This is a genomic window from Escherichia sp. E2748 (assembly GCF_005781125.1).
Taxonomy (GTDB): domain Bacteria; phylum Pseudomonadota; class Gammaproteobacteria; order Enterobacterales; family Enterobacteriaceae; genus Escherichia.
Map to the genome: position 1 here is coordinate 78,094 of NZ_VATP01000028.1, position 16,119 is coordinate 94,212.

A 16,119-nucleotide genomic window follows, 5' to 3' on the forward strand; every position below is an offset into this window, starting at 1 on the left:
CAGGAATAACCCATGCAACCGTCCAGAAACTTTGACGATCTCAAATTCTCCTCTATTCACCGCCGCATTTTGCTGTGGGGAAGCGGGGGGCCGTTTCTGGATGGTTATGTACTGGTAATGATTGGCGTGGCGCTGGAGCAACTGACGCCGGCGCTGAAGCTGGACGCTGACTGGATTGGCTTGCTGGGCGCGGGAACGCTCGCCGGGCTGTTCGTTGGCACATCGCTGTTTGGCTATATCTCCGATAAAGTCGGACGGCGCAAAATGTTCCTCATTGATATCATCGCCATCGGCGTGATATCGGTGGCGACGATGTTTGTCTCATCCCCCGTCGAACTGTTGGTGATGCGGGTACTCATCGGCATTGTTATCGGCGCAGATTATCCCATCGCCACCTCAATGATCACCGAGTTCTCCAGCACCCGTCAGCGGGCGTTTTCCATCAGCTTTATCGCCGCCATGTGGTATGTCGGCGCGACCTGTGCCGATCTGGTCGGCTACTGGCTTTATGATGTGGAAGGCGGCTGGCGCTGGATGCTGGGCAGCGCAGCGATCCCCTGTTTGTTGATTTTGATTGGTCGATTCGAACTGCCTGAATCTCCCCGCTGGTTGTTACGCAAAGGGCGAGTGAAAGAGTGCGAAGAGATGATGATCAAACTGTTTGGCGAACCGGTGGCTTTCGAGGAAGAGCAGCCGCAGCAAACCCGTTTTCGCGATCTGTTTAATCGCCGCCATTTTCCTTTTGTTCTGTTTGTTGCCGCCATCTGGACCTGCCAGGTGATCCCCATGTTCGCCATTTACACCTTTGGCCCGCAAATCGTTGGTTTGTTGGGATTGGGTGTTGGCAAAAACGCGGCGCTGGGGAATGTGGTGATTAGCCTGTTCTTTATGCTCGGCTGTATTCCGCCGATGCTGTGGTTAAACACTGCCGGACGGCGTCCATTGTTGATTGGCAGCTTTGCCATGATGACGCTGGCGCTGGCGGTTTTGGGGCTGATCCCGGATATGGGGATCTGGCTGGTGGTCATGGCCTTTGCGGTATATGCCTTTTTCTCTGGCGGGCCGGGTAATTTGCAGTGGCTCTATCCTAATGAACTCTTCCCGACGGATATTCGTGCTTCAGCCGTGGGCGTGATTATGTCATTAAGCCGTATTGGCACCATTGTTTCGACCTGGGCGCTGCCAATCTTTATCAATAATTACGGCATCAGTAGCACCATGCTGATGGGGGCGGGGATCTCGCTATTTGGCTTGTTGATTTCCGTAGCGTTTGCCCCGGAAACACGTGGGATGTCACTGGCGCAGACCAGCAATATGACGATTCGCAGGCAGCGAGCGGGGTAATTTATTCAGATTTCTCTCTTTTCTGAATCAATATTATTGACTATAAGCCGCGTGAATATATGACTACACTTTGTGGGAAAACAAAGGCGTAAACACGCGGGCTAATAACTATGATCCTCATAATTTATGCGCATCCGTATCCGCATCATTCCCATGCGAATAAACGGATGCTTGAACAGGCAAGGACGCTGGAAGGCGTCGAAATTCGCTCTCTTTATCAACTCTATCCTGACTTCAATATCGATATTGCCGCCGAGCAGGAGGCGCTGTCTCGCGCCGATCTGATCGTCTGGCAGCACCCGATGCAGTGGTACAGCATTCCACCGCTCCTTAAACTTTGGATCGATAAAGTCTTCTCGCACGGCTGGGCTTACGGTCACGGCGGCACGGCGCTGCATGGCAAACATTTGCTGTGGGCGGTGACGACCGGCGGCGGGGAAAGCCATTTTGAGATTGGTGCGCATCCGGGCTTTGATGTGCTGTCGCAGCCGCTACAGTCGACGGCAATCTACTGCGGGCTGAACTGGCTGCCACCGTTTGCCATGCACTGCACCTTTATTTGTGATGACGAAACCCTCGAAGGGCAGGCGCGTCACTATAAACAACGTCTGCTGGAATGGCAGGAGGCACATCATGGATAGTCATACGCTGATTCAGGCGCTGATCTATCTTGGATCGGCGGCGCTGATTGTACCCATTGCGGTACGCCTCGGTCTGGGATCGGTACTTGGCTATCTGATCGCCGGCTGCATTATTGGCCCGTGGGGGCTGCGACTGGTGACCGATGCCGAATCTATCCTGCACTTTGCTGAAATCGGCGTGGTGCTGATGCTGTTTATTATTGGCCTCGAACTCGATCCACAAAGGCTGTGGAAGCTGCGTGCGGCGGTGTTCGGCGGTGGCGCATTGCAGATGGTGATTTGCGGCGGCCTGCTGGGGCTGTTCTGCATGTTACTTGGGCTGCGCTGGCAGGTAGCGGAACTGATCGGCATGACGCTGGCGCTCTCCTCTACGGCGATTGCCATGCAGGCGATGAATGAGCGCAATCTGATGATGACGCAGATGGGCCGCAGTGCCTTTGCGGTGCTGCTGTTCCAGGATATCGCGGCGATCCCGCTGGTGGCGATGATTCCGCTACTGGCAGCGAGCAGTGCCTCGACGACGATGGGCGCATTTGCCCTGTCGGCGTTAAAAGTGGCGGGCGCGCTGGTGCTGGTGGTACTGCTGGGGCGCTATGTCACGCGTCCGGCGCTGCGTTTTGTTGCCCGCTCTGGCTTGCGGGAAGTGTTTAGTGCTGTGGCGTTATTCCTCGTGTTTGGCTTTGGTTTGCTGCTGGAAGAGGTCGGCTTGTCGATGGCGATGGGCGCGTTTCTGGCGGGCGTACTGCTGGCAAGCTCGGAATATCGTCATGCGCTGGAAAGCGATATCGAACCGTTTAAAGGTTTGCTGCTGGGGCTGTTTTTTATCGGTGTTGGCATGTCGATAGACTTTGGCACGCTGCTTGAAAATCCGTTGCGCATTGTTATTTTGCTGCTTGGTTTCCTCATCATCAAAATTGCCATGCTGTGGCTGATTGCCCGACCGTTGCAGGTGCCAAATAAACAGCGTCGCTGGTTTGCGGTGCTGTTAGGGCAGGGCAGTGAGTTTGCCTTTGTGGTATTTGGTGCAGCGCAAATGGCGAATGTGCTGGAGCCGGAGTGGGCGAAATCGCTGACTCTGGCGGTGGCGCTGTCGATGGCGGCAACGCCGATCCTGCTGGTGATCCTCAATCGCCTTGAGCAATCTTCTACTGAAGAGGCGCGTGAAGCCGATGAGATCGACGAAGAACAGCCGCGGGTAATCATTGCCGGATTCGGTCGTTTTGGGCAGATCACCGGGCGTTTACTGCTCTCCAGCGGGGTGAAAATGGTGGTGCTCGATCACGACCCGGACCATATCGAAACGCTGCGTAAATTCGGCATGAAAGTGTTTTACGGCGACGCCACGCGGATGGATTTACTGGAATCTGCCGGAGCGGCGAAAGCGGAAGTGCTGATTAACGCTATTGATGATCCGCAAACCAACCTGCAACTGACGGAGATGGTGAAAGAACATTTCCCGCATTTGCAGATTATTGCCCGCGCCCGCGATGTCGACCACTACATTCGTTTGCGCCAGGCAGGCGTTGAAAAGCCGGAGCGTGAAACCTTTGAAGGTGCGCTGAAAACCGGGCGTCTGGCGCTGGAAAGTTTAGGTCTGGGGCCGTATGAAGCGCGAGAACGCGCCGATGTGTTCCGCCGCTTTAATATTGAAATGGTGGAAGAGATGGCAATGGGCGAAAACGATACCAAAGCCCGCGCGGCGGTCTATAAACGCACCAGCGCGATGTTAAGCGAGATCATCACCGAGGACCGGGAACATCTGTCACTCATCCAACGGCATGGCTGGCAGGGTACTGAAGAGGGGAAACATACCGGTAATATGGCGGATGAACCGGAAACTAAGCCATCGTAATCAGAAAGTGTGATGTAGCACACGCTTTACAGCTAACTATTTGTTTTTATTTCATTGTAATGCGGCGAGTCCACGAACAGATTATGGACTCGCCAGCAAAATAAAAATTTTCCTCAACATCATCCTCTCGCCAGTCGACGAAGGTTTACGCTTTACGTATAGTGACGACAATTTTTTTTATCGGGAAATTTCAATGATCAGTTTGATTGCGGCGCTAGCGGTAGATCGCGTTATTGGCATGGAAAACGCCATGCCGTGGAATCTGCCTGCCGATCTCGCCTGGTTTAAACGCAACACCTTAAATAAACCTGTGATTATGGGCCGCCATACCTGGGAATCCATCGGTCGCCCGCTACCTGGACGCAAAAATATTGTCATCAGCAGCCAGCCGGGTACGGACGATCGCGTAACGTGGGTGAAGTCGGTGGATGAAGCCATCGCGGCATGTGGTGATGTTCCAGAAATTATGGTGATTGGCGGCGGTCGCGTTTATGAGCAGTTCCTGCCGAAAGCGCAAAAACTGTATTTGACGCATATCGACGCGGAAGTGGAAGGCGACACCCATTTCCCGGATTACGAGCCGGATGACTGGGAATCGGTGTTCAGCGAATTCCACGACGCTGATGCGCAGAACTCTCACAGCTATTGCTTTGAGATTCTGGAGCGGCGGTAATTTTGTATAGAATTTACGGCTAGTGCCGGATTCGACGCCGGTCGCGTCTTATCCGGCCTTCCTGTATCAGGCTGTGTTTAAGACGCCGCCGCTTCGCCCAAATCCTTATGCCGGTTCGACGGCTGGACAAAATACTGTTTATCTTCCCAGCGCAGGCAGGTTAATGTACCACCCCAGCAGCAGCCAGTATCCAGCGCGTAAATACCTTCCGGCGTACCTTTGCCTTCCAGCGATGCCCAGTGACCAAAGGCGATGCTGTACTCTTCAGCGACAGGGCCAGGAATCGCAAACCACGGTTTCAGCGGGGCAGGGGCTTCTTCCGGCGATTCTTTGCTGTACATATCCAGTTGACCGTTTGGAAAGCAAAAGCGCATACGGGTAAAGGCGTTGGTGATAAAACGTAATCGCGCCAGACCACGCAAATCTGGTGACCAGTTGTTCGGCATATCGCCGTACATGGCATCGAGGAAGAAGGGGTAAGAGTCGCTTGACAGTACCGCTTCTACGTCACGTGCGCACTCTTTCGCGGTCGGTAAGTCCCACTGCGGCGTGATCCCCGCGTGGGCCATCACCAGCTTTTTCTCTTCATCGATTTGCAACAAAGGCTGACGACGTAGCCAGTTAAGCAGTTCATCGGCATCAGGCGCTTCCAGTAGCGGCGTGAGACGATCTTTTGGTTTGTTGCGGCTTATGCCTGAAAACACGGCCAGCAGATGCAGATCGTGATTGCCCAGCACCAGACGTACGCTGTCGCCTAAGGATTTCACATAGCGCAGAACATCAAGCGAACCAGGACCGCGCGCAACCAGATCGCCCGTCAGCCAGAGAGTATCTTTCCCAGGGGTAAATTCCACTTTATGCAGCAATGCGATCAGTTCATCGTAACAGCCATGAACATCGCCAATAAGGTATGTCGCCATAATTTTTTAATGAATGAATATTGGAACGGCGAGTCGGAATACGGGAATGTCGATGATAAAGGGAACGCCGTTCTCATCAATCATTTCGTAGTGACCCTGCATGGTGCCCAGCGGCGTTTCGATAATCGCGCCGCTGGTATACTGGTACTCTTCGCCAGGCGCGATATGCGGTTGGACGCCCACCACACCTTCGCCCTGGACTTCTGTTTCACGGCCATTGCCGTTAGTGATCAGCCAGTAACGCCCCAACAACTGCACTGGCGCTCGCCCCAGGTTGCGTATGGTTACGGTATAAGAAAAAACGTAACGTTCATTATCAGGTGAAGATTGTGCCTCAATGTAGACGCTTTGAACCTGAATACACACTCGGGGCGAATTGATCATCGTTAACTCTCCTGCAAAGGCGCGTTCTCCGCCAGATAGTTCGCCATCTGGCAATATTGCGCGACAGAGATATTTTCCGCTCGCATCGCTGGGTCGATCCCCATTCCCGTTAACACATCGGCGCTAAACAAGTTGCCGAGGCTATTACGAATGGTTTTACGACGCTGGTTAAAGGCTTCAGTGGTGATACGACTCAGCACGCGAATATCTTTAACCGGATAAGGCATCGTCGTGTGCGGAACCAGACGTACGACGGCGGAATCCACTTTGGGTGGTGGTGTAAAGGCTGATGGCGGCACTTCCAGCACCGGGATCACGTTGCAATAGTATTGCGCCATGACGCTTAATCGACCATACGCCTTGCTGTTCGGTCCTGCAACCAGACGATTCACCACCTCTTTTTGCAACATAAAGTGCATGTCGGCAATGGCATCAGTATAGCTAAACAGATGGAACATTAACGGCGTGGAAATGTTATACGGCAGGTTGCCGAAAACACGCAGCGGCTGGCCCATTTTCTCTGCCAGTTCACCGAAGTTGAAGGTCATCGCATCCTGCTGATAAATCGTCAGTTTCGGGCCTAAGAACGGATGCGTTTGCAGGCGCGCTGCCAGATCACGGTCAAGTTCGATGACTGTCAGCTGGTCCAGTCGTTCGCCAACCGGTTCGGTTAAAGCTGCCAGACCGGGGCCGATTTCGACCATTGCCTGGCCCTTTTGCGGGTTAATGGCAGAAACAATACTGTCGATCACGAACTGATCGTTGAGAAAGTTTTGCCCGAAGCGTTTACGGGCTAAATGGCCCTGGTGGACTCGATTATTCATTGGGTATTAACAATCATTTTGATGGCGAGATTAAGCGCCGTAATAAAACTGCCGACATCGGCTTTGCCACGTCCCGCCAGTTCAAGCGCGGTGCCGTGGTCCACTGATGTGCGAATAAAGGGCAGGCCCAGCGTAATGTTCACACCGCGCCCGAAGCCCTGGTATTTTAGCACGGGAAGACCCTGATCGTGGTACATCGCCAGCACGGCGTCGGCGTTGTCGAGATATTTCGGCTGAAACAGGGTATCGGCAGGCAACGGCCCGTTGAGTTTCATCCCCTGTGCCCGCAGTTCGTCGAGAACGGGAATGATGGTGTCTATCTCTTCCGTGCCCATATGACCGCCTTCGCCCGCGTGCGGATTCAGGCCACAGACCAGAATGCGCGGTTCGGCAATACCAAATTTGGTTCGCAAATCGTGATGCAAAATAGCAATCACTTCGTGCAGAAGCGCAGGGGTGATGGCGTCAGCAATATCGCGCAGCGGTAAATGCGTTGTTGCCAGCGCCACGCGAAGTTCTTCGGTTGCCAGCATCATCACCACTTTTTTCGCCTGTGAACGCTCTTCGAAAAACTCGGTATGACCGGTAAACGGAATGCCTGCGTCGTTGATAACGCCTTTATGCACCGGACCTGTGATCAGCGCAGCAAATTCGCCGTTAAGGCAACCGTCGCACGCGCGTGCCAGCGTCTCCACCACGTAATGCCCATTCTCAACTGCTAATTGTCCCGCAGTGGCAGGTACACGTAGTGCAATGGGAAGTAGCGTCAGCGTTCCCGCAGATTGCGGTTGTGCAGGAGAGTTGGGGGAATAAGGGCGGAGGTTAAGCGGCAAACCGAGCATCGCTGCCCGGTCGGTAAGGAGAGTGGCATCGGCACAAACAACCAGTTCTACCGGCCACTCTCGTTGTGCGAGCAGGACAACTAAGTCCGGGCCAATCCCGGCGGGTTCGCCGGGAGTGATCACAACACGTTGGGGTTTAACCATTAGTTGCTCAAAATTTTCACATAAGCGCTGGCGCGTTGTTCCTGCATCCAGCTTGCTGCTTCTTCCGAGAACTTACGGTTCATCAGCATGCGGTATGCACGATCTTTTTGCGCCGCATCGGTTTTATCGACGTTACGGGTGTCCAGCAGTTCGATTAAATGCCAGCCGAATGAAGAGTGAACCGGTGCACTCATTTGACCTTTATTCATGCGGGTCAACGCATCACGGAAGGCTGGATCGAAAATATCTGGCGTAGCCCAACCGAGATCGCCGCCCTGATTTGCAGAGCCAGGATCCTGAGAGAACTCTTTTGCTGCGGCAGCAAATGTGGTTTTACCGCTCTTGATATCCGCAGCAATTTGTTCCAGTTTCACGCGGGCCTGTTCGTCAGTCATGATAGGCGACGGTTTCAGCAGAATATGGCGAGCATGAACTTCGGTCACCGAGATATTTTTGCTTTCGCCGCGCAGGTCGTTAACTTTCAGAATGTGGAAGCCAACGCCGGAACGAATTGGGCCAACAATGTCGCCTTTCTTCGCGGTGCTTAATGCCTGGGCGAAGATCCCCGGCAGCTCCTGAATGCGACCCCAGCCCATTTGGCCGCCGTTCAGCGCTTGCTGATCGGCAGAGTGAGCGATAGCCAGTTTGCCGAAGTCTGCACCGTTACGTGCCTGATCGACAATGGCACGCGCCTGAGTTTCTGCCTCATTCACCTGTTCAGAAGACGGGTTTTCCGGCAGCGGGATCAGGATGTGGCTTAAGTTCAGTTCAGTGCTGGCATCATTTTGATTACCGACTTGCTGCGCCAGAGCTTCAACTTCCTGTGGCAGGATAGTGATGCGACGACGCACTTCGTTGTTGCGCACTTCCGAGATAATCATCTCTTTGCGGATCTGATTACGATAGGTGTTGTAGTTCAAACCATCGTAAGCCAGACGGCTGCGCATCTGATCCAGCGTCATGTTGTTCTGTTTGGCAATGTTGGCAATCGCCTGATCAAGCTGCTCATCGGAGATTTTAACCCCCATTTTCTGCCCCATCTGCAGGAGGATTTGATCCATGATCAAACGTTCCATGATTTGGTGGCGCAGCGTAGCGTCATCAGGAAGTTGCTGCCTTGCCTGGGCAGCGTTCATTTTTACCGACTGCATTAATCCATCAACGTCGCTTTCCAGCACGACGCCGTTATTGACGACGGCTGCGACTTTATCGACTACCTGGGGGGCAGCGAAACTGGTATTCGCAATCATGGCGATACCGAGAAGCAGCGTTTTCCAGTTCTTCATACTTTTTCCATTTCAATTAACCGCACTGCGGATTACGTGGTAAATCAACAAATCACAAAGAGTTTTGATACGGCAGAATGTTCGAACGCAGCATCTCTTGCGTACCCAGACCGTAGTTGGAACTCAGGCCGCGAAGTTCGATGTTAAAGCCGATTGCGTTGTCATATATCGCATGTTGTTTATCGTTATCCCAACCGTTCAGCTTACGCTCATAACCGACGCGGATCGCATAGCAGCAGGAGCTGTATTGCACACCTAACATTGAGTCGGCTTGCTTGTTCGCGTTGGTGTCGTAGTAGTACGCCCCGACAATCGACCAACGATCGGCGATTGGCCAGCTAGCGACTGCACCCACCTGCGAAATGCCATTCTTATACTGCTCGGCAGTGGAATAGTATTTAGGCAGCGTAGCCTGAATATATTCCGGGCTGGCGTAGCGGTAGTTCAGCTGTACCAGACGGTCTTCATCCCGACGGTATTCAATGCTGGTGTTGCTGGTGGCTACGTTATCCAGACGAGTATCGTACTGAATGCCGCCACGCAATCCCCAGCGTTCGGAGATGCGCCAGTAGGTATCGCCTGCCCATACCAGTGAGCCCGTTTTGTCGTCATTCTCCCATGTTATGTTGTCATCGCCGGTGCGAGACTCCGTGAAATAGTAGATTTGACCAACGGAAATATTAAAACGTTCAACGGCTGCATCATCATATACGCGAGTTGTGATACCGGTCGTGACCTGGTTCGCGGAAGCAATACGGTCAAGACCGCCATAAGTCCGGTCCCGGAACAGGCCCGAGTAGTCGGATTGCAGCAATGAGGAGTCATAGTTATAGATGTCGCTCTGATCGCGATACGGCACATACAGGTATTGTGCGCGTGGCTCCAGCGTCTGTGTGTAACCCGGCGCCAGCATTTCCATATCACGTTCGAAGACCATTTTGCCGTCAACTTTAAATTGCGGCATTACGCGGTTAACAGAATCTGCCAACTTATTGTTTTGTGGGTTGCTGTTATACCAGTCGAGATTGGTCTGCTGATAATGGGTAGCCAGTAGCTTCGCTTCGGTATTGATACTGCCCCAGTTGTTAGATAACGGCAGGTTGATCGTCGGCTCCAGATGAACGCGAGTAGCCTCCGGCATATTGCTGTTTGTATTAACAAAATGCACTGCCTGACCATAAACTCGGGTATCAAACGGGCCGAGATCGTTATGGTAGTAGTTGACGTCTAACTGTGGTTCAGCGGCATAGCTGTTGCCACTGGTATCATCAAAAACCTGGAATTGTTTAGTCGAAAGCGTGGCGTCAAAGTTCTGCACCGCATAGCCCACGCTGAATTTTTGCGTGGCATAACCATCGGTACTGGAACCATATTTATTGTCAAAATCATTGAAATAGGTCGGGTCGCTGACTTTGGTGTAGTCGATATTAAAGCGCCAAACCTGGTCCATCACTCCGGAGTGTTGCCAGTAGAACAACCAACGGCGTGAATTGCTATCTTCTGGATGTTCATCTTCATAGACTTTATCCGAAGGCAGATAGTCCAGTTCCATCAAGCCTGCGCCGGCCTGGGTGAGATAACGGAATTCGTTTTCCCACATAATGTTGCCACGACGATGCATATAATGCGGCGTGATGGTGGCATCCATATTTGGCGCGATGTTCCAGTAATACGGCAGGTAGAACTCAAAGTAGTTGGTGGTGGTGTACTTGGCGTTCGGGATCAAGAAACCAGAACGGCGTTTGTCACCCACCGGCAACTGTAAATAGGGGCTGTAAAAGATCGGAACCGGACCCACTTTAAAACGGGCGTTCCAGATCTCCGCGACTTGTTCTTCGCGGTCATGAATAATTTCGCTACCCACCACGCTCCAGGTATCAGAACCCGGCAGACAGGAGGTAAAAGAACCGTTATCCAGAATGGTGTAGCGGTTTTCGCCACGCTGTTTCATCAGGTCTGCTTTACCGCGCCCCTGACGCCCCACCATCTGATAATCACCTTCCCAGACGTTGGTGTCTTTGGTGTTCAGATTCGTCCAGCCTTTTGGCCCTTTGAGGATCACCTGGTTATCGTCGTAATGGACATTACCGAGCGCATCGACGGTACGTATCGGCTCCGGTTGTCCTGGCGCCTCTTTTTGATGAAGCTGTACTTCATCGGCCTGCAGACGGCTGTTACCCTGCATGATATCCACGCTGCCGCTAAACACGGCGTCATCGGGGTAGTTCCCCTTTGCATGGTCAGCATTAATCGTCACGGGTAGGTCATTGGTATCGCCCTGTACCAGAGGACGGTCATAGCTTGGCACGCCCAACATGCACTGTGAGGCGAGGTCGGCTGCCAGTCCCTGTTGACTATAAAGGGCGGTGGCAATCATGGTGGCCAGGAGAGTGGGGATACGTTTTTTCATACGTTGATTTTATTGTTCCATCATCGGTAACGTTGCGCGTGACAAACGGTCAGAGACTAACGTACTCGTCATCTCTACGCTAGTGTTAATCCTGTCCGAATAGCGTCTGTGGTGTTAGGCACGGCATTGAATGACAGGTATGATAATGCAAATTATAGGCGATGTCCCACAATTGACCGCAGCCGGAAAACGGTAAAAGCACCTTTATATTGTGGGAGATAGCGCTGGTTTCCGTAAGTCCATTTGGGGAATATATGCAGTATTGGGGAAAAATCATTGGCGTGGCCGTGGCCTTACTGATGGGCGGCGGCTTTTGGGGCGTAGTGTTAGGCCTGTTAATTGGCCATATGTTTGATAAAGCCCGTAGCCGCAAGATGGCGTGGTTCGCCAACCAGCGCGAGCGTCAGGCGCTGTTTTTTGCCACCACTTTTGAAGTGATGGGGCATTTAACCAAATCCAAAGGTCGCGTTACCGAGGCTGATATTCATATCGCCAGCCAGCTGATGGAGCGAATGAATCTGCATGGTGCTTCCCGTACTGCGGCGCAAAATGCGTTCCGGGTGGGAAAATCAGACAATTACCCACTGCGCGAAAAGATGCGTCAGTTCCGCAGTGTCTGCTTCGGGCGTTTTGATTTAATTCGCATGTTTCTGGAGATCCAGATTCAGGCTGCGTTTGCTGATGGTTCGCTGCATCCAAATGAGCGAGCGGTGCTGTATGTCATTGCTGAAGAATTAGGGATCTCCCGCGCCCAGTTTGATCAGTTTCTGCGCATGATGCAGGGCGGTGCACAGTTTGGCGGCGGTTATCAGCAGCAGTCCGGCGGTGGTAACTGGCAGCAAGCGCAGCGTGGCCCGACGCTGGAAGATGCCTGTAATGTGCTGGGCGTGAAGCCAACGGATGAGGCGACCACCATTAAACGCGCCTACCGTAAGCTGATGAGTGAACACCATCCAGATAAGCTGGTGGCGAAAGGTTTGCCGCCTGAGATGATGGAGATGGCGAAGCAGAAAGCACAGGAAATTCAGCAGGCGTATGAGCTGATTAAGCAGCAGAAAGGATTTAAATAAGTTTCAAAGTGTAGGCCAGATAAGACGCGGCCCGCGTCGCATCAGGCAATCGGCGCAAAATTGCCGGATGCGGCGTGAACGCCTTCTCCGGCCTACCGAACTTCGCCAGCGTGACGATTAAAAATCCGCTGGCGCTTTAAACGTCATACTATTGCCATATGCCGGATGGGTAATCGTCAACATCTCTGCATGTAGCAACAAACGCGGTGCCATTGCTCTCGCTTCTGGTGAAGCATAAAAACGATCGCCGAGAATCGGATGACCCAGCGCCAGCATATGCACACGCAATTGATGTGAACGCCCGGTAATCGGCTTTAACACCACTCTTGCCGTGTTATCCGCCGCATACTCCACCACTTCATACTCCGTCTGCGCAGGTTTACCCGTTTCGTAACAGACTTTCTGTTTCGGGCGGTTTGGCCAGTCGCAAATCAGCGGCAGATCCACCAGACCTTCTGCGGGGGATGGATGCCCCCAGATGCGGGCCACATACTGCTTTTTCGGCTCGCGCTCGCGGAACTGGCGTTTTAATTCCCGCTCCGCGGCTTTGGTCAGCGCCACTACAATCACCCCGCTGGTAGCCATATCCAGACGATGCACCGATTCTGCCTGCGGATAATCACGCTGAATGCGCGTCATCACGCTGTCTTTGTGCTCTTCCAGACGACCCGGTACAGACAACAAACCGCTCGGCTTGTTGACCACCATAATGTGGTCATCCTGATACAGGATAACCAGCCAGGGTTCCTGCGGTGGATTGTAGTTTTCCATCCCCATTTTCGGCTCCGTTACTGATGCGTCACAACGATCAAACGCAGGGCATCCAGACGCCAGCCTGCCTGATCCAGGCTTTCCATTACCTGCTGACGGTTGCTTTCAATGGCGGTCAGTTCGTCGTCACGAATGTTCGGGTTCACCGCACGCAGCGCTTCCAGACGAGACAGCTCGGCAGACAGTTTTTCGTCGGCTTCGTTACGCGCCGCATCAATCAATGCACGGGCAGATTTCTCGATCTGCGCTTCACCCAGCTGAAGGATAGCGTGAACATCCTGCTGCACGGCGTTAACCAGTTTGCTGCCGGTGTGACGGTTAACCGCGTTAAGCTGACGGTTAAAGGTTTCAAACTCAACCTGCGCTGCCAGGTTGTTGCCGTTTTTATCCAGCAGCATACGTACCGGTGTCGGCGGCAGGAAGCGGTTAAGCTGCAACTGCTTCGGCGCCTGGGCTTCAACCACGTAAATCAGCTCTACCAACAGTGTACCTACCGGCAATGCTTTGTTTTTCAACAGTGAAATCGTGCTGCTACCAGTATCGCCAGAGAGGATCAGATCCAGACCGTTGCGGATCAGCGGATGCTCCCAGGTAATAAACTGCGCATCTTCACGCGCCAGCGCCACTTCACGATCAAAGGTGATGGTGATGCCATCTTCCGACAGACCAGGGAAGTCCGGCACCAGCATATGATCGGACGGCGTCAGCACGATCATGTTGTCGCCGCGATCGTCCTGATTGATACCGATGATATCGAACAGGTTCATGGCGAAGGCGATCAGGTTAGTATCGTCATCCTGCTCTTCAATGCTTTCTGCCAGTGCCTGGGCTTTTTCGCCACCGTTGGAATGGATTTCCAGCAGGCGGTCACGACCCTGTTCCAGCTGTGCTTTCAGCGCTTCATGCTGCTCGCGGCAGTTTTTGATCAGATCGTCAAAGCCTTCGGTTTGATCCGGTGAAGCCAGATAGTTAATCAGATCGTTGTATACGCTATCGTAAATAGTGCGTCCGGTCGGGCAGGTGTGCTCGAATGCATCCAGACCTTCGTGATACCAGCGCACCAGTACCGACTGAGCGGTTTTTTCCAGATAAGGCACATGGATCTGAATATCGTGCGCCTGGCCGATACGATCCAGACGACCAATGCGCTGCTCCAGCAGATCCGGGTTGAACGGCAGATCGAACATTACCATGTGGCTGGCGAACTGGAAGTTACGTCCTTCAGAACCGATTTCCGAGCACAGCAGTACCTGCGCACCGGTGTCTTCTTCAGCAAACCAGGCGGCAGCGCGGTCACGTTCGATAATCGACATGCCTTCGTGGAACACCGCGGCGCGAATACCTTCACGTTCGCGCAGTACCTGCTCCAGTTGCAGCGCAGTGGCCGCTTTGGCGCAGATCACCAGCACTTTCTGAGAGCGATGGCTGGTCAGGTAGCCCATCAGCCACTCAACGCGCGGATCGAAGTTCCACCAGGTGGCGTTATCGCCTTCAAATTCCTGATAAATACGCTCCGGGTAGAGCATATCGCGAGCGCGATCTTCCGCACTTTTACGTGCGCCCATAATGCCGGAGACTTTAATAGCCGTCTGATACTGCGTCGGCAGCGGCAGCTTAATAGTGTGCAGCTCGCGTTTCGGGAAGCCTTTCACACCGTTACGCGTGTTACGGAACAGCACGCGGCTGGTGCCGTGGCGATCCATCAGCATCGAAACCAGTTCCTGACGGGCGCTCTGTGCATCTTCGCTGTCGCTGTTTGCTGCTTGCAACAGCGGCTCGATATCCTGCTCGCCGATCATCTCGCCAAGCATGTTCAGTTCGTCATTGCTCAGTTTGTTACCTGCCAGCAGCATGGCAACGGCGTCTGCAACCGGACGATAATTTTTCTGCTCTTCAACGAACTGCGCGAAATCGTGGAAACGGTTCGGGTCCAGCAGACGCAGACGGGCGAAGTGGCTTTCCATTCCCAGCTGTTCCGGGGTTGCGGTCAGCAGCAGAACGCCCGGCACGTGCTCTGCCAGTTGTTCAATAGCCTGATATTCGCGACTCGGCGCGTCTTCGCTCCACACCAGGTGATGCGCTTCATCGACCACCAGCAGGTCCCATTCGGCTTCACAGAGGTGTTCCAGACGCTGTTTGCTACGACGGGCAAAATCCAGCGAGCAAATCACCAGCTGTTCGGTGTCGAACGGGTTGTAAGCATCGTGCTGAGCTTCGGCATAACGCTCATCATCAAATAGCGCAAAGCGCAGGTTGAAACGGCGCAGCATTTCCACCAGCCACTGATGCTGTAAAGTTTCCGGTACGATAATCAGCACACGTTCAGCAGCGCCAGAGAGCAACTGCTGATGCAGGATCATCCCGGCTTCAATGGTTTTCCCTAAACCCACTTCGTCAGCCAGCAGAACGCGCGGCGCGTGGCGGCGACCAACATCATGAGCGATGTTGAGCTGGTGCGGGATCAGACTGGTACGCTGACCGCGCAGGCCGCTGTACGGCATACGGAACTGTTCGCTGGAATACTTACGCGCGCGATAACGCAGCGCAAAGCGGTCCATACGGTCAATCTGCCCGGCAAACAGACGGTCCTGCGGTTTGCTGAACACCAGTTTGCTATCAAGGAAGACTTCACGCAGGGCCACGCCGGACTCTTCAGTATCCAGGCGAGTACCGATATAGGTCAGCAAGCCATTTTCTTCTTTTACTTCTTCGACTTGCATCTGCCAGCCGTCATGGCTGGTAATGGTATCACCAGGGTTGAACATCACGCGGGTCACTGGGGAATCACTGCGTGCGTACAGACGGTTTTCACCAGTAGATGGGAAAAGTAATGTGACAGTTCGCGCATCCACCGCGACAACGGTTCCAAGTCCTAATTCGCTTTCTGTATCGCTGATCCAGCGTTGACCAAGTGTAAAAGGCATATGTGTTTGGCTCTATATCTTTAATTGCAGGCAA

13 protein-coding genes are annotated in these 16,119 nt (G+C 53.3%); 5 read left to right on the forward strand and 8 right to left on the reverse strand.

Annotated elements, in window-relative coordinates; translation table 11 throughout:
* Positions 1-12: 12 nt before the first annotated feature.
* The 4 genes from FEK42_RS19665 to folA all read left to right on the forward strand — a co-directional run bounded on the left by FEK42_RS19665 (position 13) and on the right by folA (position 4,510).
* Positions 13-1,344 (forward strand): MFS transporter, encoded by a 1,332-nt coding sequence (locus FEK42_RS19665; RefSeq protein ID WP_130204863.1) that lies wholly within the window; start codon positions 13-15, stop codon positions 1,342-1,344.
* A 110-nt stretch (positions 1,345-1,454) separates the two neighbouring features.
* A complete protein-coding gene (kefF, locus tag FEK42_RS19670) occupies positions 1,455-1,985 on the forward strand; it encodes a glutathione-regulated potassium-efflux system oxidoreductase KefF (protein WP_135491898.1) in 531 nt (176 codons plus the stop codon).
* Positions 1,978-3,837: a glutathione-regulated potassium-efflux system protein KefC gene (kefC, locus tag FEK42_RS19675; RefSeq protein ID WP_135491899.1), complete on the forward strand. Its 1,860-nt coding sequence runs from the start codon at positions 1,978-1,980 to the stop codon at positions 3,835-3,837. The genes kefF and kefC overlap by 8 nt, the downstream gene beginning before the upstream one ends.
* A 193-nt stretch (positions 3,838-4,030) precedes the next feature.
* On the forward strand, positions 4,031-4,510 hold the full coding sequence (folA, locus tag FEK42_RS19680; protein WP_130204869.1) for a type 3 dihydrofolate reductase: 480 nt from the start codon (positions 4,031-4,033) through the stop codon (positions 4,508-4,510).
* Positions 4,511-4,587: 77 nt separating this feature from the next.
* On the opposite strand, the gene apaH is transcribed toward folA, so the two are convergent.
* The 6 genes from apaH to lptD are packed head-to-tail and all read right to left on the reverse strand — an operon-like array spanning position 4,588 to position 11,320.
* On the reverse strand, positions 4,588-5,430 hold the full coding sequence (gene apaH, locus FEK42_RS19685) for a bis(5'-nucleosyl)-tetraphosphatase (symmetrical) ApaH (protein ID WP_130204871.1): 843 nt from the start codon (positions 5,428-5,430) through the stop codon (positions 4,588-4,590).
* A gap of 6 nt (positions 5,431-5,436) precedes the next feature.
* A complete protein-coding gene (gene apaG / locus FEK42_RS19690; protein ID WP_130204873.1) occupies positions 5,437-5,814 on the reverse strand; it encodes a Co2+/Mg2+ efflux protein ApaG in 378 nt (125 codons plus the stop codon).
* Between the two features lie 2 nt (positions 5,815-5,816).
* A complete protein-coding gene (gene rsmA / locus FEK42_RS19695) occupies positions 5,817-6,638 on the reverse strand; it encodes a 16S rRNA (adenine(1518)-N(6)/adenine(1519)-N(6))-dimethyltransferase RsmA (RefSeq protein WP_130204875.1) in 822 nt (273 codons plus the stop codon).
* The gene (pdxA, locus tag FEK42_RS19700; RefSeq protein WP_135491900.1) at positions 6,635-7,624 is read right to left on the reverse strand and encodes a 4-hydroxythreonine-4-phosphate dehydrogenase PdxA; all 990 of its coding nucleotides are present in this window, start codon (positions 7,622-7,624) and stop codon (positions 6,635-6,637) included. Before pdxA ends, rsmA begins: the two co-directional genes overlap by 4 nt.
* Positions 7,624-8,910 carry a peptidylprolyl isomerase SurA gene (gene surA, locus FEK42_RS19705; RefSeq protein ID WP_105289210.1) on the reverse strand — a complete coding sequence of 429 codons (1,287 nt, stop codon included), beginning with the start codon at positions 8,908-8,910 and terminating at the stop codon, positions 7,624-7,626. The genes pdxA and surA overlap by 1 nt, the downstream gene beginning before the upstream one ends.
* 52 nt (positions 8,911-8,962) lie before the next feature.
* Entirely contained in the window at positions 8,963-11,320 is a 2,358-nt protein-coding gene (lptD, locus tag FEK42_RS19710) for an LPS assembly protein LptD (protein WP_135491901.1), read from the reverse strand.
* 254 nt (positions 11,321-11,574) lie between these two features.
* Between lptD and djlA the strand changes: the two genes are divergently transcribed.
* Positions 11,575-12,390 (forward strand): co-chaperone DjlA, encoded by an 816-nt coding sequence (gene djlA / locus FEK42_RS19715; RefSeq protein WP_130204881.1) that lies wholly within the window; start codon positions 11,575-11,577, stop codon positions 12,388-12,390.
* A 117-nt stretch (positions 12,391-12,507) separates the two neighbouring features.
* On the opposite strand, the gene rluA is transcribed toward djlA, so the two are convergent.
* Positions 12,508-13,167: a bifunctional tRNA pseudouridine(32) synthase/23S rRNA pseudouridine(746) synthase RluA gene (gene rluA, locus FEK42_RS19720; protein WP_094317352.1), complete on the reverse strand. Its 660-nt coding sequence runs from the start codon at positions 13,165-13,167 to the stop codon at positions 12,508-12,510.
* Positions 13,168-13,178: 11 nt separating this feature from the next.
* On the reverse strand, positions 13,179-16,085 hold the full coding sequence (rapA, locus tag FEK42_RS19725; RefSeq protein ID WP_001117011.1) for an RNA polymerase-associated protein RapA: 2,907 nt from the start codon (positions 16,083-16,085) through the stop codon (positions 13,179-13,181).
* Positions 16,086-16,119 lie beyond the last annotated feature (34 nt).

What these genes read in the sequence shown, in the direction of transcription:
- rsmA (WP_130204875.1), bottom strand. Translation starts at nt 6,638, where the DNA reads ATGAATAATCGAGTCCACCAGGGCCATTTAGCCCGTAAACGCTTCGGG.
- apaG (WP_130204873.1), bottom strand. Translation starts at nt 5,814, where the DNA reads ATGATCAATTCGCCCCGAGTGTGTATTCAGGTTCAAAGCGTCTACATT.
- FEK42_RS19665 (WP_130204863.1), top strand. Translation starts at nt 13, where the DNA reads ATGCAACCGTCCAGAAACTTTGACGATCTCAAATTCTCCTCTATTCAC.
- apaH (WP_130204871.1), bottom strand. Translation starts at nt 5,430, where the DNA reads ATGGCGACATACCTTATTGGCGATGTTCATGGCTGTTACGATGAACTG.
- surA (WP_105289210.1), bottom strand. Translation starts at nt 8,910, where the DNA reads ATGAAGAACTGGAAAACGCTGCTTCTCGGTATCGCCATGATTGCGAAT.
- pdxA (WP_135491900.1), bottom strand. Translation starts at nt 7,624, where the DNA reads ATGGTTAAACCCCAACGTGTTGTGATCACTCCCGGCGAACCCGCCGGG.
- lptD (WP_135491901.1), bottom strand. Translation starts at nt 11,320, where the DNA reads ATGAAAAAACGTATCCCCACTCTCCTGGCCACCATGATTGCCACCGCC.
- djlA (WP_130204881.1), top strand. Translation starts at nt 11,575, where the DNA reads ATGCAGTATTGGGGAAAAATCATTGGCGTGGCCGTGGCCTTACTGATG.
- kefC (WP_135491899.1), top strand. Translation starts at nt 1,978, where the DNA reads ATGGATAGTCATACGCTGATTCAGGCGCTGATCTATCTTGGATCGGCG.
- rluA (WP_094317352.1), bottom strand. Translation starts at nt 13,167, where the DNA reads ATGGGGATGGAAAACTACAATCCACCGCAGGAACCCTGGCTGGTTATC.
- rapA (WP_001117011.1), bottom strand. Translation starts at nt 16,085, where the DNA reads ATGCCTTTTACACTTGGTCAACGCTGGATCAGCGATACAGAAAGCGAA.
- folA (WP_130204869.1), top strand. Translation starts at nt 4,031, where the DNA reads ATGATCAGTTTGATTGCGGCGCTAGCGGTAGATCGCGTTATTGGCATG.
- kefF (WP_135491898.1), top strand. Translation starts at nt 1,455, where the DNA reads ATGATCCTCATAATTTATGCGCATCCGTATCCGCATCATTCCCATGCG.